The sequence below is a fragment of the Xanthomonas sp. Leaf148 genome (assembly GCF_001423585.1).
GTDB lineage: Bacteria > Pseudomonadota > Gammaproteobacteria > Xanthomonadales > Xanthomonadaceae > Xanthomonas.
Genome location: NZ_LMOP01000008.1, coordinates 73,705 through 95,921, shown reverse-complemented (window position 1 = coordinate 95,921; position 22,217 = coordinate 73,705). Strand labels below are relative to the sequence as shown.

Annotated in this window: 18 protein-coding genes and 2 other RNA genes; 3 read left to right on the top strand and 17 right to left on the bottom strand. The window is 65.4% G+C overall.

Going from position 1 to position 22,217, the window contains the following annotated elements:
• The first annotated feature begins 391 nt into the window (after positions 1 to 391).
• A complete protein-coding gene (locus tag ASF90_RS05180) occupies positions 392 to 1,978 on the top strand; it encodes an alkaline phosphatase D family protein (protein WP_055846803.1) in 1,587 nt (528 codons plus the stop codon).
• Here ASF90_RS05180 and ASF90_RS05175 read toward each other — a convergent pair.
• Positions 1,963 to 2,559, bottom strand: a complete 597-nt coding sequence (locus ASF90_RS05175; RefSeq protein WP_055850172.1) for a 4'-phosphopantetheinyl transferase superfamily protein — start codon at positions 2,557 to 2,559, stop codon at positions 1,963 to 1,965. The two genes, ASF90_RS05180 and ASF90_RS05175, sit on opposite strands and share 16 nt — an antisense overlap.
• A gap of 126 nt (positions 2,560 to 2,685) precedes the next feature.
• Between ASF90_RS05175 and ASF90_RS05170 the strand changes: the two genes are divergently transcribed.
• On the top strand, positions 2,686 to 2,937 hold the full coding sequence (locus ASF90_RS05170) for a GlsB/YeaQ/YmgE family stress response membrane protein (protein WP_039425819.1): 252 nt from the start codon (positions 2,686 to 2,688) through the stop codon (positions 2,935 to 2,937).
• Positions 2,938 to 3,261: 324 nt separating this feature from the next.
• Here ASF90_RS05170 and ASF90_RS05165 read toward each other — a convergent pair whose 3' ends face one another.
• The 9 genes from ASF90_RS05165 to ASF90_RS05130 form a co-directional block, all read right to left on the bottom strand.
• On the bottom strand, positions 3,262 to 3,699 hold the full coding sequence (locus ASF90_RS05165) for a GFA family protein (RefSeq protein WP_055846799.1): 438 nt from the start codon (positions 3,697 to 3,699) through the stop codon (positions 3,262 to 3,264).
• Positions 3,696 to 4,475 (bottom strand): exodeoxyribonuclease III, encoded by a 780-nt coding sequence (xth, locus tag ASF90_RS05160; protein ID WP_055846797.1) that lies wholly within the window; start codon positions 4,473 to 4,475, stop codon positions 3,696 to 3,698. The genes ASF90_RS05165 and xth overlap by 4 nt, the downstream gene beginning before the upstream one ends.
• Positions 4,476 to 4,566: 91 nt before the next feature.
• On the bottom strand, positions 4,567 to 5,127 hold the full coding sequence (locus tag ASF90_RS05155; protein WP_055846795.1) for a hypothetical protein: 561 nt from the start codon (positions 5,125 to 5,127) through the stop codon (positions 4,567 to 4,569).
• 61 nt (positions 5,128 to 5,188) lie between these two features.
• Positions 5,189 to 7,381, bottom strand: a complete 2,193-nt coding sequence (locus ASF90_RS23285; RefSeq protein ID WP_055850170.1) for a hypothetical protein — start codon at positions 7,379 to 7,381, stop codon at positions 5,189 to 5,191.
• A gap of 144 nt (positions 7,382 to 7,525) precedes the next feature.
• Entirely contained in the window at positions 7,526 to 8,404 is an 879-nt protein-coding gene (locus ASF90_RS05145) for an ankyrin repeat domain-containing protein (protein WP_161963608.1), read from the bottom strand.
• A 134-nt stretch (positions 8,405 to 8,538) separates the two neighbouring features.
• Positions 8,539 to 9,393 (bottom strand): ankyrin repeat domain-containing protein, encoded by an 855-nt coding sequence (locus ASF90_RS05140; RefSeq protein ID WP_055846789.1) that lies wholly within the window; start codon positions 9,391 to 9,393, stop codon positions 8,539 to 8,541.
• A gap of 384 nt (positions 9,394 to 9,777) precedes the next feature.
• A non-coding RNA gene (locus tag ASF90_RS21525) (sX9 sRNA) lies at positions 9,778 to 9,853 on the bottom strand.
• Between the two features lie 47 nt (positions 9,854 to 9,900).
• Entirely contained in the window at positions 9,901 to 11,157 is a 1,257-nt protein-coding gene (locus ASF90_RS05135; RefSeq protein ID WP_055846785.1) for a phosphodiester glycosidase family protein, read from the bottom strand.
• Positions 11,147 to 13,822, bottom strand: coding sequence for a TonB-dependent receptor (locus tag ASF90_RS05130; protein WP_055846782.1), 2,676 nt, complete (start codon positions 13,820 to 13,822; stop codon positions 11,147 to 11,149). Before ASF90_RS05130 ends, ASF90_RS05135 begins: the two co-directional genes overlap by 11 nt.
• Positions 13,823 to 13,928: 106 nt before the next feature.
• Here ASF90_RS05130 and ASF90_RS05125 point away from each other — a divergent pair, with 106 nt between their 5' ends.
• Entirely contained in the window at positions 13,929 to 15,074 is a 1,146-nt protein-coding gene (locus ASF90_RS05125) for an ROK family transcriptional regulator (RefSeq protein ID WP_055846780.1), read from the top strand.
• A gap of 94 nt (positions 15,075 to 15,168) precedes the next feature.
• On the opposite strand, the gene ASF90_RS05120 is transcribed toward ASF90_RS05125, so the two are convergent.
• From ASF90_RS05120 to ASF90_RS05095, 7 genes are all read right to left on the bottom strand, one after another.
• Complete coding sequence (locus ASF90_RS05120) at positions 15,169 to 15,867, bottom strand: hypothetical protein (RefSeq protein ID WP_236699247.1); 699 nt, start codon at positions 15,865 to 15,867, stop codon at positions 15,169 to 15,171.
• A gap of 107 nt (positions 15,868 to 15,974) precedes the next feature.
• Positions 15,975 to 16,865, bottom strand: a complete 891-nt coding sequence (locus ASF90_RS05115) for a peptidylprolyl isomerase (protein WP_055846777.1) — start codon at positions 16,863 to 16,865, stop codon at positions 15,975 to 15,977.
• A 91-nt stretch (positions 16,866 to 16,956) separates the two neighbouring features.
• Positions 16,957 to 17,033, bottom strand: a non-coding RNA gene (locus tag ASF90_RS21520) — sX9 sRNA.
• A 61-nt stretch (positions 17,034 to 17,094) separates the two neighbouring features.
• Positions 17,095 to 18,069: a glycerophosphodiester phosphodiesterase family protein gene (locus ASF90_RS05110; RefSeq protein WP_193552646.1), complete on the bottom strand. Its 975-nt coding sequence runs from the start codon at positions 18,067 to 18,069 to the stop codon at positions 17,095 to 17,097.
• Between the two features lie 644 nt (positions 18,070 to 18,713).
• Complete coding sequence (locus tag ASF90_RS05105; RefSeq protein ID WP_055846771.1) at positions 18,714 to 20,441, bottom strand: cation acetate symporter; 1,728 nt, start codon at positions 20,439 to 20,441, stop codon at positions 18,714 to 18,716.
• Entirely contained in the window at positions 20,438 to 20,755 is a 318-nt protein-coding gene (locus ASF90_RS05100; RefSeq protein ID WP_055846769.1) for a DUF485 domain-containing protein, read from the bottom strand. The genes ASF90_RS05105 and ASF90_RS05100 overlap by 4 nt, the downstream gene beginning before the upstream one ends.
• 69 nt (positions 20,756 to 20,824) lie before the next feature.
• On the bottom strand, positions 20,825 to 22,207 hold the full coding sequence (locus tag ASF90_RS05095; protein WP_055846766.1) for a DcaP family trimeric outer membrane transporter: 1,383 nt from the start codon (positions 22,205 to 22,207) through the stop codon (positions 20,825 to 20,827).
• Between the last annotated feature and the right edge of the window lie 10 nt (positions 22,208 to 22,217).

Sequence of the window (22,217 nt, the reverse complement as noted above, 5' to 3'; positions counted from 1 at the left end):
ATTGGGGATTGGGGGTTGGGGGTTGGGGGTTGGGGGTTGGGAATCGGGAATTGGGAATCGGGAATTGGGAATTGGGAATTGGGAATCGGGAATCGGGAATCGGGAATCGGGAATCGGGAATCGTCGATGCTCGCAGGAATGATCTGAAGCAGGATTCAAACAGAGCGTGCGTCGACGCAGTCGGCCGCCACTTCACGGCATTGGTTGGCAGCCGCGACACGGCAACGCATCGCGGGCGTGCGGTCCGGCGTGTTCGGCGATGCGGGCGCATCGCTTGCCGGCATCGGCGTGATCCCGGTCACGCGGCCTGGAGCCGTGCCGGTGCCGGACACGCAGCGGTAAGACAGCGGCGCTACATCTGCAAGCTCCCCCGTTGCGCGAAGGACACCCCATGACTGCCTCCGATCCCGCGCGCCGCCGCGTGTTGCAAGGTTTGGGCGCCGGGCTGTTGCTGCCGGCGGCCGGCGGTTGGTCTGCACGCAGTCTGGCCGCGCCCTCCGGGCGACCGATCATCACCGATGGCGTGCAGAGCGGCGATGTGCGCGATGGTCGCGCGCTGCTGTGGAGCCGCGCGGATCGCCCGGCGCGGATGCGGGTGGAATGGGATACGCGACCGAGCCTGCGCCAGGCGCGTCGCGTGGAGGGAGGCATGGCGGTACCCGCCCACGATTTCACCGCGCGCTTGGATCTGGGCGGGCTGCCGTGCGACCAGGACATTTTCTATCGGGTGCGCTTCGAAGATGCCGACAGCGGTGTGCTGAGTGCGCCGGTGCATGGCCATCTGCGCAGCGCACCGCAGACACGCCGCGATGTGCGTTTTGTCTGGAGCGGCGACACCGTGGGCCAGGGCTTCGGCATCAATCCCGACATCGGCGGCATGCGCATCTACAGCGCGATGCGCTCACGCAACCCGGATTTCTTCCTGCATAGCGGCGACACCATCTATGCCGACAGCCCGATCCCGGCCGAACTCACCGTGGAAGACGGCAAACGCTGGCGCAATCTCACCACCGCGGCCAAGAGCAAGGTGGCCGAAACGCTGGACGAATTCCGCGGCAACTACCGCTACAACCTGCTCGACGAGCATGTGCGCCGCTTCAATGCCGAGGTGCCGCAACTGTGGCAATGGGACGACCACGAAACCACCAACAACTGGTCGCCCGGCAAGCAATTGGATGCGCGCTACCAGGTGCGCGACATCGGTGTACTGGCCACGCGTGCGCGCAAGGCGTTTCTGGAATATGCACCGATGCGCGGCGTGCGTGCCGATGGCAATGGGCGCATCTATCGCAAGATCGGCTATGGCCCGCTGCTGGATGTGTTCGTGCTGGACATGCGCAGTTATCGCGGTGCCAACAGCGACAATCTGCAACCCACGCCGAGCGCGGAGACCGCATTTCTCGGCGCCGAGCAGCTGGCCTGGTTGCAGCGCGAGCTGGCCGGCTCACGCGCACAGTGGAAGGTGATTGCCGCCGACATGCCGATCGGTTTGCAGGTCCCCGATGGCGAAGATGGCAACGGGCGCCCGCGCTGGGAAGCGATCGCCAATGGCGATGACGGCGCGCCGCGCGGACGCGAGCAGGAGATCGCCGCGCTGCTGCGCTTCATCAGCCGCGCGCGCATCCGCAACACGGTGTGGCTGACGGCCGATGTGCATTACTGCGCCGCGCACTACTACCATCCGGACCGCGCCGCGTTTCAGCAGTTCGAGCCGTTCTGGGAATTCGTCGGCGGCCCGCTCAATGCCGGCAGCTTCGGGCCGAATGCGCTGGATGCCACCTTCGGCCCGACGGTGGTGTTCCAGAAGGCGCCGCCCGCGCCGAACACCTCACCGTTGGGCGGGTATCAGTTCTTCGGAGAGGTGGAGATCGACGGCGCCAGCGGCGTGTTGACGGTGACCTTGCGCGATCTCGATGGCACGGCGCAGTTCCGTCAGCCGATCTTGCCGTATGGCGCGGCGCCTCACGCGGCGGGCTGAGGATAAAACGCCAGCGCGGCGCGGCAGTCCGGCGCGGCCCACCATTCGTGCAGCTGCCACTGTGCGGCATCGCCTAGTTCGGGGTCGCACCACTGCAGGTGCAATGCGCCATCCAAGTCAACGGCGTACGCCAGCCGATGCAGGCCGAACGACAGGCCATGCCCATAGGCCTTGAGCAAGGCTTCCTTGGCGCACCACAGACGGAAAAACAGCGCCTGCTGTGCGTCGGTCTCCAGCGCCGCCAGCAACGCCAGTTCGTCCGGATGAAAGAAACGCTGCGCGATGTCCAGCAGGCGCGGGCGGGCGCGGATGCGTTCCAGATCCACCCCCAGCCGCACGCCGCGGCCCAACCCGACCAGCAGGTAGTCGCCACTGTGGCTCCAGCCGGTATCCCAGTCGGGCAGCGCCGGTTGCAGGGAGGGTCGGCCGCGCGCATCGCGCAGCAGCGGCACCGCGGCCGGGTCGATCGCCAGGGCCGGGCCAAGCAGCTGCCGCGCCTGCGGCTCGCCGCGCTCACCGGGCCGATGCGGACGCAGCCATAGCTGCACCGGGCCATGCTGCCACCCGGCGTGCGCTGTCACGCCGTGCACACCAACCCCAACGTAGGGGAAGTGCGCGCATCGCGCTCGACAGCTGCTTCACGGCGCGCTGCGTCCAATGGCGCCCATGCACCGCTCCCGGTGCAAGCGAACGAGGAGATTGGCACCATGGGCATCATTATCTGGTTGATCATCGGCGGCATCGTGGGTTGGCTGGCCAGCATCATCATGCGTCGCGATGCACAGCAGGGCATCATTCTCAATGTGGTGGTCGGCATCGTCGGTGCAATGATCGCTGGCTGGTTTTTAGGCGGCGGCATCAATCAGGCGATCACCGTGATGACCTTTGTCTGGTCGCTGGTGGGTGCGGTGATTTTGCTGGCCATCGTCAATCTGTTTACCCGTGGCCGCGTGCGCTAACAGCGTCCTATAAACCGGTGGGTGCGGCCGTCAGGTGCATACGGACAACACGGCGTCATCGTAGCGTACGCGCGGCATCCGCCTCCGGGCATGGGCCGCATCCATCCGGTAGTCGGCTGGCTGTTTTGCTGGTCGCTTTAAGAACGGCTAAAGAGCAGTCGCAGGTGGAGAGGGACGGCACGGGAGAACCGCAGCATACGAGCGGTGCATACCGATTCCGGGCACTGGCCGCGCCCCCGACGACTGCGCGGTCGATTGGTTAGCCGATCTAAATCGCGCCACATCGGTGACTGCACTGCCCGGGCTTGCCCGGGCAGTGTCGTTTCAGCTGCCGGCAGCGGCGCGATCTGCCGGATGGTTGACGCCGTCTTCCACCTGCACCGCGATGTTCAGCGCATATGGATTGACGCCTTCCAGGCAGCCGACGTTGTAGCCGTATTCGTTGGGATTGGAGCGGCGCCGGTGATGGGTGTAGATGCCGCATACGCCGCAGAAATAATGCGCTGCGGCGTGCGTGTTGAACTGATACAGGCGCAGCACGTCTTCGCCCTGCCGCACGTGCAGGCCATCGAGCGCGACCGAGGCGACGATGGCGCCACGACGGCGGCACATCGAACAATCGCAACGGCGTGGATCGAGCAGGCCGTGCGGCAATTCCAGGTCGATCTGCACGGCGCCGCAATGGCAACTCAAACGGTGAACCGGCCCCAGCGTCACGTCGCCGATCTTGTGGGTGCTGCGACGCAGATGACGCTCGCTCATGCGCCGGCCTCCGCCAGTTGCACCCAGGCCGGGGCATGGTCGCTGGGGCGTTCCCAGGTGCGAGGTTCGCGGTCGATGCCCGACGCCACCGCGCGTGCGCGCAGCGCATCCGACACCAGGGTCAGGTCGATGCGCAGCCCCAGGTTGCGGCGGTACGCGGCCTGGCGGTAATCCCACCAACTGAACTGCTCGGCTTGGTCATGATGCAAACGAAACGCATCGTGCAGGCCCAGCGCCAATAGTTTTTCCAGCGCGGCGCGCTCGGCGGTGGAGGTGAGGATATGGGTCTCGTTCCACACCACCGGGTCGTGCACGTCGCGCGCGTCCGGGGCGATATTGAAGTCGCCCAGCACCACCAACTGCGGGTGGCGCTGCAGCTCCTGCGCGATCCAGGCGTGCACCGCATCGAGCCAGCGCAGTTTGTAGGCGTATTTGTCGGTGCCCACGTCCTGCCCGTTGACCACGTACAGATTGATGATGCGCACGCCATCGACGGTGGCGGCGATGACGCGCTGTTGCACGTCATCGAACCCGGGGATGCCCATCTGCACGTCCAACGCTGGCGCGCGCGACAGGATCGCCACGCCGTTGTAGGTCTTCTGCCCGCAGAACACGCTGCGATACCCAAGCGCGGCCAGCGCCGCGTCCGGGAACTTGTGGTCTTCCAGCTTGGTTTCCTGGATGCCCACCACGTCCGGCGCGACGTCGGTGAGCCACTGTTGCAGGTGCGGCAGGCGCACGTTGAGCGAGTTGACGTTCCAGGAGGCGATCTTCATGGCGGGGGCCGTGGTCCAAACCACCAATGGTACCGTGGCCTCGCCGGTCGGTCCGACGCGCCTGCGCTGCTATGGTGCTCAGGGCGCCCCATCATGGCCGCGGCCTGACCACCCGGTATTGGTTGCGCGCGCCGCTGCGTGCTCCGCGCGGATCGACGTTGGCGCACAAACGGTCTCCGCACAGAACCACGTCGCTGTTGGCCACGGCCTGCAGCACCTTGGCGTCGATCCGGTATCGGGTCAGGTCGCGGCGCGCTTCGGTCAGCAGGTAAACACTCGAAGCACAGGCCAGCACCGTCGCGACGATCAGCCCGGCGCAGGTGATCCAGGCGCGAGAGAGCCAACGGCTGCGTAGCGCTTCGTGCGCGGTTTCCACCGCCTGCAATGCCGTGCCGGAACGTAAGATCACCGCTTCCAGCCGACGCGAAGCGGGGGCGAGACTACTGTCGAGCGCCTGTTGCCAGGCCTGTTGCAGCTGCGGCACCGCGCCGCCGACCAGGCGGTTGATTTCATCCCCGTTGCGCGCGGCGAGCGTGCGCAACGCTGCCATGTCCCGCTCCAGCGCGGCGTGCTGGCGCTGTTCGCGCGCGTCGATCGTGGCGGCCAGCGTACCCAACGCCCTGGCCAGGTCCTTCAGCTCTTCTTCGCGCATCCCTCGTCTCCGTCACCGTGCATTCCGACAGCGCATTCCGCTTCGCACAACACGCAGGCGCTTACCCGCCTCCGCCACCACCACCGCCCCCTCCTCCGCCATCGCCGCCACCGCCCCCTGCATCCGCGGCGGCCATCGCCGGCCCCTGCTGCATCAGGCTCATCACGCGTACCGGCCCATGCGCCATCTGCACATCGGCCGGCTGCATGTCGGCCGGGGTCCAGGCCAACTGATTGGTCACCGCCTCCTGCTCGCGTTGCTGCATCAAGACCTGTCCCTCCTGCAGCAGCGCCTGCCCTTCGGGCGAATGCCGGATCCGCTCGGCCGCCTTGAACACCCCCGCTTCGTCGTGATTGCGTAGCGCCTGCAGCATCGCGTCGATATCCGGGTCGCCGGTGCGCAGCGCCGTCGGCGTGTGCGGGTCCTGCTGCTGCGCGGCCGTGCGGCCCTGGCCCAGGACCTGACGGGCCTGCTGTTCTTCCGCATCGATCCGCGCCTGCAGGCTCGGCACCACCGTCTCGGTCATCAGGTGGCGTTCCAGCGCTTCGTGCAGCGAGCGTTGGCCGTGCACGGACAAGGTGGCCGTCTGCGCGACATTGCCCAGGTTGTACGGGTTGCTCGGCGTAAACCGAAGTTGCGTGGCGGCACCGGCGCCCAGCACCGCACCTTCCAGCGCACCGGCGCTGGGCGCGTTTGCGGTGAGGCCGGCCAGCGCATCGCCGCTGGCATCCAGGCTGCGCTGCAGGCGCGTGCCGACCGTGTCCAGCAGTTGCTGCGGCAGCGCCGCGGCGCTGCGTACCTGGTCTGCGGCCGCCGTTGCGGCGCCTGCGGTGGTGCGCATCAAGGCCTCGGCCTGGCGCGCGCTGTCTTCGCGCAATTGTGCGGCCTGCTGCTCGGCCTGCTGGCGGTCCGCCTGGGCCTGGCGTTCCAAGGCCTGGGCCTGCTCCAGCAGGGTGGCCTGTGCGGAATCGGGCAACCAGCGTGCGGCACCGCGCAGTGCGTCGGCGGCGGTGTCCTGCGCTTGCGCCTGGGCCTGCAACGCCCAGCGTTGCGCGCTGGCATCCAGCTCGCCGGCAACCGCACGGCCTGCGGCCAACCCACGGCCCAGGCTGTCGCCACTGGCTTCGAGTGCCGCACCCGTCGCGCTACCGCCATGGCGCACGGCCGCGCCACCCATCTGCAGGCCGCGCGCCACGCCGTCGCCGGCCGCATCCAGCGCCGCATCGCCCGCCCGCCCGAGTGCAGCACTGTGCTCGCCCAGGCCGCGCCCGATCTGCGCGCCGGTAGCACCGGACCGCAACACACCCAGCGCCGGGCCGGCCAGGTACAGGCTCTCCTGCAAGGTCAGCGCCTGCGCACGGTCCACCAAGGCGCCATCCTGGCCCTGCATCTTGGCCGGCAGCACCGGCTCGATACGGCCGGCGGCCAGCGGCAGCTGCTGTAGAAGGTGGGCGGTGTCGCCCTGCGCCAGCCGGTCCACGAACGCATGCACCGCCGGCTGCGCATTTACCGGTACATCCTGGGTGAGCGCGCTGTCGAGCAAGGCCTGCCCCTCCGGCAAGGTGCGCAGCAGGGTGGCGGTGTCGCCCATCACCGCCGCCAGTTGCTGGCGCCGCGCCGCATCCAGCCGGTGGATATTGTCCTGGATGCCGTTGTTGAGCATTTCGCCCTGGACTTGATAGGCCACTACGGTGTCGGCGGTGTCGTAGAGCTGCACACCGGGTGTGCTCTTGGCAAAGCGCTGCGCAGTTGCCGGATGCAATCCGGCTGCGTTGAACGTGGTTGCCGGCACACCGCTCACCGCCGAGGCTGCCGAGCCCATGCCGCCGCCCAGGGAATGGCCGGCGATTTCGAAATCGATTCGCTGATCCTTCATACGTAATGCCAGTCGCATGGCGCGATCGTAGTAATCGGTCTGCATGCCAACAGACTGAGGGAAGTTGTTGGCCAGAAAATCTTCGGCGCTGGTATCGCGCAGGCCATTGGCGGTCGCCACTTCACCCGCTGAGCCTTTGTAGACCACGGTGGGCTTGTAGCCCGGCCCGAGGATTGCCGGATCTGGAATGTAGATTTCGGCGCGGAATCCGGATTTTTCCGGCCGGAGAAGATCCAGGAGTTCCTGATCGCTGACCGTCAATAGGCCGGGGACGCCATCACGGAACCTGTCAAGATCCTCGCTACCGCGAGCCCATCCAAGCGGTGCTCGACCATACCCCTTCGCGGAGTCGTACACATCATCTGCCAGCGAAGCCATCTCATGCGCGTGATAGAGCTGTTGAAGCTCGGCAGCACGCGACGCAGCCTCCGCAGTGCCGCTGGCACGCAGATCTTCCAACAGTTGCTCACGCTGTCTATGTAAATCTGGCGTTTGCATGCGATCAATCCTTGCGCATGGAGGTCAAAGCAGCGGGATCTCTTTTTCTTCCGATGGAAAGTGGAACGCCTTACGCATACGTTTGTAGTGGTCCGGCATCGCAGGTCGGGTGTATCCATGCGCTAGCAGCCATTGCTGGCATTGGCGCTGCCAACTTGGATCCTTGGGATTTCCCGGATGCCAAAAAATAGCTTCAATGGTTCCAGAGTCCAAACGGTGCACGGGAATACCTCTATTGAACACCAGTGTTGGATCCGCCTTTCGCTCCAGCAACCAATGGACTTGCTCGAACGCTCCACCGATTGCGTAATTATCGATCAGCGTTCCGCCCATGCCTGCTAACGCATTTACATCGGCACCTCGCTCGACCAACAACTGAATGTTCGGCCATTTATTTTGCTTGATGAGTGCGTGGAACAGCAGGGTTTCGTTATTCGCATTCCGCGTATTCGGATTACCACCATGATCCAGCAGCAATTTGAGATAGACAGGGTCGTCCTGCTCGGCTGCCCAGACCATGGCATTTGGGTTATTGCGCACGCCTCGATCCAGTGTCTGATATGGCAGCGCCACATTTGGATCGGCCCCATTGTCCAGCATCGCCTTCAACCCGGTCGGGTTGTGGGTAAAGATCGGCCAGAACAACAATGGATATCCGTCCTTGGAGAAGATCGTGTCCGGGTTCACGCCCTCCACCTTCATCAGCCGCTGCACTTCGTCGGCATCGCCCTGCTCGGCCGCCAGCGCCAACGCCAAGGCCTTGGGGTCGGTGAAGTTACGATCGGGCCGATAGCGCGATTGCGCTGCTGGCGAGCAACCGGTGATGACCAGCAGCACCATGCAGCAGACCCGAATGAAAAAATGCGATGGCTTCACGCGCGCCTCCATTGCGGCTGAGTGCATAGCGACTGGATGGTAGGGCATTTTGCTACCTGGCTCCCGCGACATGCTCTGCACTTTGCTCGCACTCCTGGCTGGCACAAGCGGCGTACGTGCTGGTTGGGCGTTTGCATGCGATCAATAGTTGCGCATAGAGGTCAAAGCAGCGGGATCTCTTTTTCTTCCGATGGAAAGTGGAACGCCTTACGCATACGTTTGTAGTGGTCCGGCATCGCAGGCCGCGTGTATCCACGCGTGAGCAACCATTGCTGGCATTGGCGCTGCCAGCTTGGATCCTTGGGATTTCCAGGATGCCAATAGATCGATGTGATCGTGCGTGAATCCAGTTTCTTCGTCGCGGCACCTCCGGAATACTCAATCCGCGGGTCCACACCGTGTTCCAACAACCAGAAAACCCGCTCGAATCCACCGGAGCCCGCGTAATTCTCCACAAGGGTTCCTCCCATGCCCGCCAATGCATTCACATCGGCGCCGCGCTCCACTAACAACTGGATGTTTGGCCACTTGTCCTGTTTGATCAGTGCATGGAACAGCAGGGATTCGTTGTTTGCATTCCGCGTATTCGGATTACCGCCATGATCCAGCAGCAATCTGAGATAGATCGGGTTGTCCTGCTCGGCTGCCCAGACCATGGCATTACTGACATTGGTCTGATTTCGTCCCGGCTCCGGCGGATAGGGCTTGGCCACATTCGGATCAGCCCCGTTGTCCAGCATCGCCTTCAACCCGGTCGGGTTGTGGGTAAAGATCGGCCAGAACAACAGTGGATGGCCGTCCTTGGAGAAGATCGTGTCCGGGTTCACGCCCTCCACCTTCATCAGCCGACGCACTTCTTCGGCATCGCCCTGCTCGGCTGCCAGCGCCAACGCCAATGCCTTGGGGTCAGTGAAGTTACGATCGGGCCGATAGCGCGATTGCGCCGCTGGCGAGCAGCCGGTGATGACCAGCAGCACCATGCAGCAGAACCGAATGAAAAAATGCGATGGCTTCACGCGCGCCTCCGTTGCGCCGTGTCCGCAGGCCGGACACGGTGAGGGTGATCGCCGTACCGCGCGTCTCTGCCGCCGACCCGCGATGGCGAATCGATGAATCAGCGAATGCAAGCGATACTGACATGCGCAGCATAGCGCAGACCAGCGGCCTGGCAAGCGGGTGAGTGCCTGATTCCACAGGTATAGCCGCAGCGGCAGACCGATGCGACGCCTCATACTGAGTAGCGGAAGAACGCATCAGAGAGACTCACCACGGCGTGGCGAGCGAAGACCTCGTGCGTCTGTACGACGCGCGGACACCGACGTGCGCCTCGCGCATGCCGCGTCCGGAAACCCGCGCCCGGCTGGAGGGCGCGCAGCAGAGGTGTCGGTCACTGTTGGAGCGGCTAACAACACGTAGTGCGCGGTCGTCGGGTGGGTGTGGACGGCACGCAGTTACCGGTATGTACGCGTGGTACATACGCACCGCCCAGCTGGCGGTGCGCACCGTCGTTTTGTTCGCTGCTCTCAATTGGCAGGTGCGATCCGCACACCCAACTGATTGGCGACCGGGCGCTCGCGGCCGGGAATACCGGTGTGGATGGGGCGGTTGAGCGTGCGCACGCGGCCATCCAGGCGGGCGGCCAGGGTGCTGGAGCCGCCGCCGTCCAGGTTGATGGCGGCGTTGGCACCGAGCTGCTGCAGCACGGCGGTCAGCGCGTCCAGCGACATGCCGGCGCTGTAGCCGGGCTGGCGGCCGTCGGCCACCACCATCCACAGAGTCTTGCCGGCACGGTCCAGGCCCAGCGCGCTACGCGGTTCGGGGCCGTCGTAGTAGTCGGCGCGGCTGGCTTCGCGCGGTTGGCGCTTGCCATCGAGCAACAGCAGCGGGCCGGCGCCCACACCGACGCGTGTGCCGGACGGGCAACTGCCGCGCACGATGCGCACGGCGTTGCGCGCGCTCACGCAAAAAGCGGCATCGACGCGCGCATCGCCGGTGGCAGCGGCCGAATCGAGGTGGCCATCGTCGATGGCCAGGCCTTCGGCAGTGACGCCCTGCCCGGCTGCCGGGACGAACGCCTTGTCGAACAAATGACCACCATCGAACGGTAAGAAATAGTCGGCATTGATCGCCAACGCCAGCCCGTTATCGCGCACGAAGGCAGTGGTGGGGTTGGCGAGAAATTCGCCACCGCCGCTGCGGTCGCCATGCGTGCCGACCAGTTGCAGGCCCGGCGTGGTCAGGTCGATCTGGGCGATGTGCAGCATCACCGGCTGTGGGCCATCCACGCGCTGGCGCCAATAGCGCACGCCCGGCGCCAGGGTGACCGGCGCAGCAGGTGCGGGCACCGGTTGCACCAGCGGCTCGATGGTCACGCGCGCACGCGCCTGCGCCTGATCCAGCGCGGCCAGGACCGCATCGATGCGTGCCGGCGGTGTGCGCAATAGCAGCGCTTGCGCCGGTGCGGACTGCAGCAGCTGTGCCAGGCCAACGCAGCGCGCGTCACTGCAGGATGTCGTGTCGCTGCCCACGCGTGCCGGGCCGTCGGCATCGTCGAGTACCTGCAAGGCGATGCGATTGTGCTCGGCCGGTTTGCAGCGGGTTACCGCCGCCAGCACGTCGTCGGGCCATTGGCCCCAGCAATCGCCGCTGACGATGGTCTCCATCGCCACGAACGGCGGCGTTGCTGCGGGCGTGGCCGCTTGGTCGGCACACGCATTGCCGATGCATGCGGCCATCAGACAAATACCCAGCGCCGCTGCGCTGCGTCGATCAGAACGCATAGTCCACTCCCAGGTAATACGCGCGGCCGTTATCCAGTTGCTCGCGCATCAATTGCTGATCGGCGCCGATGACGCGGGTCAGCCGCGCGTTGCTGAGGTTGCGGCCCTGCACGGTCATGCGCAGCTTGCTGGTGAAGCGCCACGCCAGCTGTGCGTCGTAGCTGGTGATGGCATCGTAGTAACGGTCGTTGACGCGGTTGTCGGTGGCTGCGGACAGCAATTGCAGACCGGTGTAATTGGCGCTGACGCGTGCACTGAAGCGGCCGAGGTCGTACAGCAGCGAGGCATTGGCGCTGCGCTTGGGCGATTCCATCAGGCCGGGCAACGCGCGCAGGCTGCCATCGCTCATCTGCACGTCGGCAGTGCGCGGGTCGAGCACGGTCAGATTGGCCATCGCGCCCAGATGCGACCAGGCACCCGGCAGAAAATCGAATCGCGTATCGATGGCGGTGAACTCTAAGCCGCGCACGCTGGCCGCGCCGGTATTGATCGCCTGGGTGGTGGTGACCTGATAGGTGCCGACCAGCCCACCCGGATCGCGCTGCAGATCGGTGTTGGTGACGCGCACGATCTCGTCGTCGATGCGCTTGTGGAACATGGCCATCGACAACTGCGAATCCTGATCTGGGTACCACTCCAGCGACAGATCCAGATTGTCCGCGCGGCGCGGACGCAACTGCGGGTTGGCGATGCTGCGGTTGATGGTCAAGCCGGTGGTATCGACCACCGGGCTGCTGTTCTGGCCGATATCGCCATAGGTGGGCAGGCCGATGGTGCGGCTGCCGGCCATGCGCAGTTTCAGCGCCGGGGTGATGTCCCAGGCAAGGTTGGCCGATGGCAGCAGAAAGCGCCGGTCGCTGGCGTCGGATTGCTGCAGATAATTGGTGGTGCTGCTCAGCGGCTGCGGCACCGCACTGAGCACCTCGCGCTGCAGATACTCGTTGCGCAGACCGAAGGTGGCCTGCGTGCGTTCACCATGCCAGGTACCCATCAGGTAGGCCGCGCCATTGCGTTCGTCGATACGGAAATCGCCGATCGCGCTATTGCGCGCATTGGTGTTGGCCAGCACGTAGGCGCCTGGCGAAGCGCCCGCAAACGCGGCCACCCGCGCCGGGTCGACCAGCAGCAGGCAGCTGAAATCGGCATACGGACAGATGCGCGCATCGTCGGTCCCCACCGTCGCCAGGCTGACCCGCCCGACCGGATTGCGACGCACCTCGTCCAGGTTGTAGCGCTGCTGCAGATCGCGGTACTGCAGGCCGGTACGCAGCCCCCATCCCTGCGCATCGGCATCGGCGTTCTGGCTGTAGTCGACTTTGACCGTGGTGGTGTCGGTGCTGCTCTTTTCCACCCGGGTCAGAAAGTACGACTGTAGGTAATTGGCCTGATTGCTGTAGTAGCCGGGATCGACCAAAGTGATGGTCGGGCGCGTGTCGTTGCCCAGCGCGTAGCCGAATCCCAGCCGTGCGGAGGCGGCCGCAGTGAACACATCTTCGCGCGTGTCTTGTCGATACTTGCCGGTGGCACGGTTGAACAACACATCGATGTGGCCCTGCGGATTGAGGCGGAAGCTGCCGTTGACTTGCGCATAACGCAGCGTGCGGGTCTGGTCGAAGCGGTTGGCATCGGTCTGTGCGTTGCCCTGCGCGTAACGGCCGTCGTCGGCATCGGCCACCAGCGCATTGCCGACCCGATTGATCCACTGCGAGCGGCGTTGTTCGTCGTTGCTGTGTTCGAAGGAGCCGGCGCTCAACGCCAGTTTCAGCGTATCGCCATCGTCGTATTCCAGCTTGCCGAACACGCTGCGACGCTGACGCACGTTGTCGTAGCTGAGCGGGCGGAAACGGTCCGGGGCGATCGCCATGCCGTTGGTGTCCAGCGTGGGGACGAGAGTCTGCCGCGCGCCGTTGGCGTAGTAGCTGTAGCTGTCGATGGCGGTGTTCAACGACGACGAATCGCGACGGAAATAATCGGCCGACAGCACCACACCAAAGCGGTGGTCCGGCCCGAAGGTGTTGCTGAAACTGCCCTGCACCTGCCCGGACGGCCCGCTGCTTTGCAGCTGCCGGCGGTTTTCCCAATCGGCCAGATTCGCGCGCACGGTGGCGAACGGGCCGTCGTGATCGAACGCGCTGCGCGTGCGCAGCGACGCGATGCCGCCGATGGCATTGCTGTCCATGTCGGCGTTGAAGGTCTTGTAGATATCCACCTGCTGCGCCAGCGATGCAGGAATCACATCCAGCGACTGCACGCGCCGGCTGGTTTCGGTGGACGGCAGCGCCACCCCGTCGATCAGCACCGTGTTGTAGTCGGGATTGAAGCCGCGCAGGCTCATGAACTGCGCCTCGCCGCGGCCGTTATTGACCACCATCGACACGCCCGGTACGCGCTGCAACGCCTCGCCCAGCCCAAAGTCGGGAATCGAGCCGATATCGTCGGCGGCCACGCCATCAGACACCACTGCGGCCTCGCGCTTGGCGCCGATGGCCTGGCGGATCGACAGATGCTGGCCGGAGACCTGCACCGCATCCAGCTGCACCGGTACGTCGCTGGCGGGAGCCGCCGCGGACGGCGCCGGCTCGGCGGCATGGGCGCTCAGGCTGGCGCTGACGCACAGGGCCAGCAGACACAGGCGGGGGCACGGGCGGGTAGTGAAGCGGGACATGGGGCGGCCGGTCGAGGATGAGACCGCTAATTTAATAACTTCCTGTGAATTAATTATTTCAGTCCGGTGCGGGTAAGCTTGCGGTTCTCCCGTGACACCGCGCGCCATGTCCTCCACTGCCGCCTTTGCGCTGCCTCCACACACGCCCACCTTGCCCGGCTTGAGCCTCAACGAGCGCGACATGCTCGACCGCTTGAGGCTGGCCGGGGTGCTGACGCGCGCCGACCTGAGCCGCGGCACCGGGCTGACCGTGCAGACCGCGGTGCGCCTGATCGAAGGCCTGCAGGCGCGCGGCATGGTGCATATGGGCAGCAGCATCGCGCGCGCCGGGCGTGGCAAGCCGGGCGTGGCGGTGTCGTTGAACCCGGGGCACGGCCACACCTTGGGCATCTCCATCGCCACCGATGCGCTGAGCCTGGCGCTGATGGACTTTTCCGGTGCGGTGCTGGCTGGCAACGAGGTCGCGCTGACCGATACCACCTTGTACGGCGTGCTGACCCAGCTGCAGGCCGCCGATGCCGCGCTGCTGGCGAGCGTCGACGATGCCGGCCCGCGCCTGGGCATCGGGGTGGCGATGAGCGGCTTTTTTACCGGTGTGGACACCTTCATCAATCCGCCCGAGCCGCTGCGCGCCCTGGGCCAGATCGCGCTGTGTCCGTGGCTGGCCGACGCCTTTACCCAGCCGGTGTGGATGGACAACGACGGCAGCGTGGCAGCGGCAGGCGAAGCGATGCTGGGCGTGGGACGGCGGCATCGCGATTTCGCCTATCTCTACCTCAGTTACGGCTTCGGCGGCGGGCTGGTGGTCGATGGCCAGGTGCTGCGCGGCGCCCGCGGCAACGCCGGTGAGTTCGCCGGCATGCTGCCCGCGCAACAGCTCGAACGCGCCACCCTGGAGTTGCTACGCGAACTTGTGGTCGAAGACGGCATCGCGCTGCCGGATGTGCGTGCGTTGCTGGCCGCCTATGACCCGGCATGGCCGGCGATCGAGCGCTGGATCGCACGCAGCGCGCCGGGCGTGTCGCTGATCGTCTCGGCGATCACCGCGGTGTGCGACCCGGAAGCCATCGTGTTCGGCGGTCGCCCGCCGGCGGATCTGGCGCAACGGCTGATCGCCGCCGTGCAGATCGACAACCAACCGCGCCGTGGCCAGGGCCGCCCGATGCCGCTGCTGCTGCCGGCCGAAGCACCGGCCGATGCATGTGCGATCGGCGCGGCCACGCTGCCGTTGAAGGCGCGTTACTTTCGTTGAGTGGTGGCAGCGATACAGCGGCGCTGGCGCTGGCAGGCACGCTGCCTGGCCGTCGACCGCGCACCCCCTCGGCGACCGCGCTGGAGAGGGCGCATTACCGTGCTGCCGCAACCCGCGTGCGGCAGCAATAGCCGAATAATTCCACCGCCAGCGCATGTGCCTGTTGCTGCTGTTGTTGCGGCATCGACTCCAGCAACTCGTCTTCTGCCTGCAACGGGTCAGCTGCATCCAGCGCGCGGCCCGGCGGTTGCCGCGCGGCCAGTCGCCAGGCCGCCGCATACACCGGGTCGGGTGCGTGCAACAGCGGCGATTCCACCACCTGCGCCAGGGTTTCGATGGCATCGCGATGGCCTGCCAGCGCCAGCGTTTCCAGCTCGGCCACCGTCGCGGCCACCTCCTGTTCGTCGTTCGCCGACAGTTGCGCGGGCATGCCGGCGGGTGCGGCGGCCACCGCACGTTGCAGCAACTCGCTCACGCGCTGGGCAAGCAGATAGCGCTGCGCGTCGGCATCGCCGTGCGCTGCTGCCGTGCGCAGCAGCGCCTCGATCTGCAACGGCGTGCCGGCGACGCAGCGACGCGCGTCCAACGACGGCCTGGGCGCTCTGCCGTGCGCGATCTGCGCCGCGCGTTGCTCATCCTGCTCGCGACAGGCCAGCTGTTGCATGGCGCTGTCGAACAGGTCCTGCGCGGCGCGCGCAGGCGGCTGCGCCGACGCAACGCCGGCATGCAGCACATGGGACGCAGCGACGCTGCGCTGCAGAGGCAGTGCAGCAGGCCTGCGCACGCTCCACATCCCTGCTGCCGACACCGCCGCGGCCACACACACCGCGCCCGCCATCGGCCAGAGCAGCCGGGGCCGATGGCATGGCTGCGTGCCCACGTTCAGCGCAGGCGCCGGCATCAACGCAGCGCCGCTTCCAGCGCGGCACGATCGAACTGCAATGGATGGGCCTGGCGCAGACGTTCCAGCGCAGCGGTGGCGGCCTGGTCGCGCAATTGCACTTCGATCTGCCCGCGCGCTGTCTCCAGCGTGGCGGGACTACGCGCATCCATACGGATCAGGTGATACCCCTCCGGCCCGCGCACCGGGGCCGACACCTCCCCCACGCCCATTCCCTCCACCGGCGCAACAAAGGCATCGGCCACGTTACGCAGGAAAATCGATGACAACTGGCCGCCCTCGGCCGCGGTGCTGCCATCGTCGGATTCGCGCATCGCCAGTTCTTCGAAGGGCGTCCCGGCATCCAGCTGCTGCTTGAGCTGCTGTGCGCGTGCAAGCGCCTGCGCATCGGTCAACGGTGTGCCACGCCGTGCATCGCCTTGTGGGTGCAACGCGACGAACAGATGGCTCAGGCGCACCTCGTCGTAATCGTGCGGATGCGCATCGAACTGCGCTTGCACTTGGGTCGCGTCGATCGCTGCGGCATCGCGTGCGCGCCGCTGCATCGCCTCGGCAAGAATCGCATCGGTGGCCTGACGGATGTGCGCGGCCACCACCGGGTCGTCTTGCAGATGCGTCTGACGCGCCTGGTCCACCAGCAGCAGCCGGTCGGCGAATTCGCGAACGAAACTCGGGTCGGCCGCAACGGCCGGATTGGCGTTTTGCGGCAAATCGGCCAGGGCCAGCGCGCGATATTCCGGCGCACTGAACGCCTGCTGCCCGATCTGCAGCACCTTTACGGAAGCCGGGCCAGTCTGCAGGTGTGCATCGGCCGTGGCGGCATGCGCCAGCGGCGTGCAGCAGGCAAGGCTCAGCGAAAGCACTTTGAAAAAATGCGGTGTGGAAAACATGGGCAATCTCCGTGATGGCATGAACCCGGCGGCGGCAGGTGCCGCCGCCAGGACAGCCGGCCCGCGCGGGCCGGTAACAGCTGCTTGAAGCGGCTAACACAACGTAGTGAGCGGTCGTCAGGTGGGCGTGGACGGCGCGCTCAGAACCGGCGTGTATGAGTGGTACATGCCGATTCATAGCACCGTCCGCGCCCGCCTGGCGGCCGCGCAGTGGTGTTGTGAGTCGCTCTTAGTCGTGCTTGCCGCGCGCACGCAGGTAGGCGATGGCCGCTTTCGGGTTGTCGCTGGTGATCAGGCCGAAGGCCTCGTCGCGCACGATGAAATCCAGATTGCCGCGATTGTCGGCCGTGTCGCGGCCACCGCCGTAAGAGAAATACAGATCCGACAGCGCGTAGCAACAAGCGCCGCTGTTCTGATAGAACTTGCCGGCAGACGGGCCATCCGGAATTGCCTGGAAAACGCCCACGCGATAACCACGCTCGCGAATGAAATCGGCATCGCTCTGCAGCAAGCCGCCGAGTTGCTTGACGTTGATCTCCATCGTCTGGTTACCCGAGTTCATCCATGCCGAGATCGTCTGGCGCACATTGATCTTGCCCAGCATGTTGGTGGTGAACACCGGAATGCCGACCATGCCGCTGCCATCGGCACGGTAAGCATCGCGACTGGTGTACAGCGTTGCATTGACCTTGGCGGCGACGTAGCTGCCGGAAGCGATGCCAAACACCTTATTGGCTGCACTGCTGACCGCACGCACGGTTTTGGCGTCCTTGATATCGAACACCATCGGTGTGCGCAGCTGGCGCTGTTTGTAATAGGCGAACAGCTCATCCACACGCGGCACGTGATAGCCGGTGGTGGTACGACGATTCGGCGCCAGCAGGAACAACTGGCTGACTTCCGACCACGGGGTGACCAACACGGATGGGTTGACGCCCTGATTGGTGATCGGGTCGTACTTCACCCCCGGATGGTGCTGCCACACCGTGGTGGTGCGCCCCAGGTTGTAGTCATGCAGCAACACCGGCACGCCATCGCTGGTGAGCTTGACGTCCAGCTCCACGCCATCCATGCATTGGTCGTTGGCAGTCTGCAGCGAACCACGCGAGTTTTCCGGCATGTCGGCGATGCCGGCGTAGTTGCCCCATAAGCCACGGTGCGCCAGCACGACGGTATTGGAGGAGTTGAACAAGATGCGTTGCATCTTGACGTCGGAGCTGTCGCTGCAGGCAGCTAGTGCCAGCTGCGGCAGTGCCGCCAGCAGGGCCAGTGCGCCGAGCAGGCGGCAGGCGCGGGCCAGCGGATGTGGAGCGAGGGTGGTAGGCATGGTGTCTGTGTCCCGGTTCGTAGGTGCAGGAAGGGCAAGGGATGGACGAGAGCCGATGGGTCGACGCAACCGGCGAACTCGCTTGCAGCGCACTCGCCAGCCGGTCGATACCGGGGAGAGGCCAAGCCGTGCGTGATCAGTGTTCGGCTTGCGGGCCAATTTAGTCACTCTCCATGACTTAATTTCTTCGCTGGTGTTGCGGTTGTTCGCGATCGCGCAGGCGTTGCGTGAAAAACGAAGTGGACGACCGCAATCGCGCAGTGGCACGCAACGCCGCCGCGATGGCGGCATGCGCGCGCAGCACGGTGGGTCCTGCGTATCGACATCTGAAGCCGCTCGCATCTTGGTGAGCACCGCGTTGGATCGCTGCCTGCCTCTGCGCTCTGCCAAGCGTCGATCGCTGCGGACCGGCCCTGGCGCTGGTGGACTCGCCTCGCTGCGCGGTCTCACCCTCTGCCAAAACGCAGAACGCCGGCACAAGGCCGGCGTTCTGCGTTGACAGCGATGGGTTACGCGATTGGTCAGTGACCCGACGCACCGCTGGCACCCAGGCCGGTTTCGGCACGGATCTGCTGCGCCTTGAACGCTGCGCGTTCGTTGGCCGCCTGCGGACTGCGATCCAGGACCGAGAACAGCCAGATGCCGACAAAACCAATGGTCATCGAGAACAGTGCCGGCGAGGTGTACGGGAACGGCGCCGACCCGGCCGCGTTACCCAGCGTGTCCACCCACACCGACGGCGACAGCACCGTGAGCACCAGCGAGGAGATCAGGCCCAGGAAACCGCCGGTCACCGCGCCGCGCGTGGTGCAGTTCTTCCACAGCAAGGACAGGATCAGAACCGGGAAGTTGGCCGACGCGGCGATGGCGAAGGCCAGCGACACCATGAAGGCCACGTTCTGCTTCTCGAACACGATGCCCAGCAGCACTGCGATCACGCCCAGCACCAGGGTGGTGGCACGCGAGACCTTCAGCTCCGAACCCGGCGCCGGGTTGCCCTTCTTGATCACCGTGGCGTACAGGTCGTGCGACACCGCCGAGGCACCGGACAGGGTCAACCCTGCAACCACCGCCAGGATGGTGGCGAAGGCCACCGCCGAGATGAAGCCCATGAACACGTTGCCGCCGACTGCATTGCCGACCAGCACCGCCGCCATGTTGGCCGCACCCTTGCCGCCGTGGATGGTGCCGGTGGCGACGTCCGCAAACTGCGGGTTGGTCAGCACCAAGGCGATCGCACCGAAGCCGATGATGAAGATCAGGATGTAGAAGTAGCCGATCCAGGTGGTGGCCCACAGCACCGACTTACGCGCCTGCTTGGCATCGGGAACGGTGAAGAAACGCATCAGGATGTGCGGCAAGCCGGCGGTACCGAACATCAGCGCCATGCCGAACGAGATCGCCGAGATCGGGTCCTTCACAAAACCGCCCGGCCCCATGATCGCCAGGCCGGCCTTGGCCGCGTCGTCTGGCGATGCACCGCCATTGGCCGCAATTGCGGTCTTCACTCGCACGCCCTCGGCGAACAACGCCTCGAAGCTGAAGTTGAAGTGCCACATGATCGCCACGGCCATGAAGGTCACGCCGGTCAGCAGCAGCACCGCCTTGATGATCTGCACCCAGGTGGTGGCGGTCATGCCGCCGAACAGCACGTAGACCATCATCAGCACGCCGACCAGGGTCACTGCCACCCAGTAATCCAGGCCGAACAGCAGCTTGATCAATGCACCGGCACCGACCATCTGCGCGATCAGATAGAACAGCACCACCACCAGCGTGCCGGAAGCGGCAAAGCTGCGGATGGCGGTGGGCGCGAAGCGGTAACCGGCCACGTCGGCGAAGGTGTACTTGCCGAGGTTGCGCAGCCGTTCGGCCATCAGGAAGGTCAGGATCGGCCAACCGACCAGAAAGCCGATGGCATAGATCAAGCCGTCGTAGCCGTTGGCCATCACCGCCGCGGTAATGCCCAGGAACGACGCCGCCGACATGAAGTCGCCCGCGATCGCCAGGCCGTTCTGGAAGCCGGTGATGCCGCCGCCGGCGGTGTAGAAGTCAGCGGCCGACTTGGTCTTGGCCGCTGCCCATTTGGTGATCCACAAGGTGCCCAGCACGAAGAAGCCAAACATGCCGATCGCCACCCAGTTGGTGGGCTGCTTGTCGACCTGGCCCATGTCGCCACCGGCGGCCAGCGCGAGGCCTGCCGGCAGCAAGCCGGCCAAAATCAGAAGAAGGCGCGAAGTCTTGCTCATTTGCGGGCTTCCTCCAGGATCTGCGCGGTCAGCTGGTCGTAGGTGCTGTTGGCACGACGCACGTAGATGGCGGTGATGACGATGGTGAACACCATCACCCCGATCGCGATCGGAATGCCGATCGAAGTCACCCCATCGCCGATGGGTTTGGCCAAAAATGCCTTGTCGAAAGCGATCAGGCCGATATAGCCGAAATAGGCCAGCAACATCAGCACGGTGAGCGTCCAGCCGAGCGTGTTGCGCTGGCGCTTGAGCGCGTGGTACTTCGGATTGGCATCGATCTTGGCGATCAATGCGTCATTCGAGACGGTCATGGTCTGTCTCCTGGAGTGCGGGCAGCACGGCCCGCCCACATGCGTGGCGGGCGGCCGATGGGTGAACCTTTAGAAGCTGTACTTGGTGGTGAACTGCAGGCGCGAGATGTCGCCGGAATCGCCGTTTTCGGCTTCGCGGCGGCCGTACATCAGCTCTGCGCCCACATCCACCTTGGGTAGCGGCGAATAGAAGACGTTGGCGCGGATGCTCTGCTGCGACTTGCTCGCCAGCCCGCCGGTGTTGGCCAGCGAATGGTCGTAATCCACGCGCGAGTACATGATGGTGCTGCGCAACTTGGCGTTGTAGTCGTGCCGCCAGGCCACCCAGCCAGCCACCGTGCTGACGGTCTGGATGTTGCCGTCGATGTCGATTTCCACGTCCGAGCCGTTGCCCAGGCCCAGATAGCGGCCAAGGCCTTCGCCGTAGGCCAGCTGGTAGCGCAGGTCGTTGCTGGAGTTGATGATCCAGCGGCCGCCGCCGGCGATGGCGCCGCCGAAGTCGGTGTCGTTGGTCAGCGCGCTGCGGGTGCGGTACTGGCGTGCGATCGCCGACAGACCGAACGTGCCCCAGGTGCCCTTCCAGTTGTACCGCGCGGTCAGATCCGGCATCGCGCCATGGTCCGAGGCCAGGATGGTGTTGCCGCCCCGGTATGGCGTGGTCAGCGTTTCGGTGTTTTCTGCCGACACGCTGAAAGCGCCGCGGGTGTAGCGGATCTGGGTCTGACGGCTGAACAGCGCACCGTCGGTCGGCCCGACGATGTCGGCCGCTTCCGGCAGGATCGTGGCGTCGACGAAGTTGGACCAGGTCTGGCCGGCCAGCCAGTTGTTCCAGCTCATGTAGGCGTGCCGCAAGGTGCCGCCGTACAGATTGTTGACCTGGTTGGCCAGCGCGTTGCCGAAGAAGTCCAGTTCGATGAACCCAGTCAGCTTGTCGCCGTTTTCGGTCACCGTGTCCACGCCCAGGTTGAAGCGCGAGAACTTGGCATGGAAGTCGGTGTCGGTGCTCGACGCCTGTCCCCCGACAGGCGTCTGCGTCGGGATGTACAGGTAACGTCCCACCGCACCTTCAGGCAAGGCGCCGTCGCTGGTGCGGGTGGTCATGAAGTCAGCCTTGATGAAACCACCGTAACGAAACGTTGTCCCCGGCAACGCGTTCGGCGTGATGCTGGTCAGCTGGATCGGCTTTTTGCCGGCCGGGAGCGCTGGCGCGGGCGGAGTCTGCGCCTGCAAGGTGCGCACCTCGGTGACCTGCGTCTGCGTCTGGGCAATCTGGCCCTGCTGTTGTTGCTGCGCGGTCACCAATAGTTGGACCTGACGCTCGAGCTCGGCAATACGTGTTTCCAGCGCCTTTTCCTTTGCCGTCTGCGCGAACGCAACGCCCGGCAGGATGCTGGCCACGAACAATGCGGCCGCCAACGGATGGCGCACCAACGGTGCAGTACGGTGTTTCATGGAACCCTCT

Excerpts from the sequence above, each read along its gene's own strand:
- ASF90_RS05115 (WP_055846777.1), bottom strand. The coding sequence starts at position 16,865 with ATGTTTTCCACACCGCATTTTTTCAAAGTGCTTTCGCTGAGCCTTGCC.
- ASF90_RS05095 (WP_055846766.1), bottom strand. The coding sequence starts at position 22,207 with ATGAAACACCGTACTGCACCGTTGGTGCGCCATCCGTTGGCGGCCGCA.
- ASF90_RS05165 (WP_055846799.1), bottom strand. The coding sequence starts at position 3,699 with ATGAGCGAGCGTCATCTGCGTCGCAGCACCCACAAGATCGGCGACGTG.
- ASF90_RS05155 (WP_055846795.1), bottom strand. The coding sequence starts at position 5,127 with ATGCGCGAAGAAGAGCTGAAGGACCTGGCCAGGGCGTTGGGTACGCTG.
- ASF90_RS05105 (WP_055846771.1), bottom strand. The coding sequence starts at position 20,441 with ATGAGCAAGACTTCGCGCCTTCTTCTGATTTTGGCCGGCTTGCTGCCG.
- ASF90_RS05145 (WP_161963608.1), bottom strand. The coding sequence starts at position 8,404 with ATGCACTCAGCCGCAATGGAGGCGCGCGTGAAGCCATCGCATTTTTTC.
- ASF90_RS05135 (WP_055846785.1), bottom strand. The coding sequence starts at position 11,157 with ATGCGTTCTGATCGACGCAGCGCAGCGGCGCTGGGTATTTGTCTGATG.
- ASF90_RS05120 (WP_236699247.1), bottom strand. The coding sequence starts at position 15,867 with ATGTGGAGCGTGCGCAGGCCTGCTGCACTGCCTCTGCAGCGCAGCGTC.
- ASF90_RS05100 (WP_055846769.1), bottom strand. The coding sequence starts at position 20,755 with ATGACCGTCTCGAATGACGCATTGATCGCCAAGATCGATGCCAATCCG.
- xth (WP_055846797.1), bottom strand. The coding sequence starts at position 4,475 with ATGAAGATCGCCTCCTGGAACGTCAACTCGCTCAACGTGCGCCTGCCG.
- ASF90_RS05125 (WP_055846780.1), top strand. The coding sequence starts at position 13,929 with ATGTCCTCCACTGCCGCCTTTGCGCTGCCTCCACACACGCCCACCTTG.
- ASF90_RS05180 (WP_055846803.1), top strand. The coding sequence starts at position 392 with ATGACTGCCTCCGATCCCGCGCGCCGCCGCGTGTTGCAAGGTTTGGGC.
- ASF90_RS05130 (WP_055846782.1), bottom strand. The coding sequence starts at position 13,822 with ATGTCCCGCTTCACTACCCGCCCGTGCCCCCGCCTGTGTCTGCTGGCC.
- ASF90_RS23285 (WP_055850170.1), bottom strand. The coding sequence starts at position 7,381 with ATGGCTTCGCTGGCAGATGATGTGTACGACTCCGCGAAGGGGTATGGT.
- ASF90_RS05170 (WP_039425819.1), top strand. The coding sequence starts at position 2,686 with ATGGGCATCATTATCTGGTTGATCATCGGCGGCATCGTGGGTTGGCTG.
- ASF90_RS05110 (WP_193552646.1), bottom strand. The coding sequence starts at position 18,069 with ATGCAACGCATCTTGTTCAACTCCTCCAATACCGTCGTGCTGGCGCAC.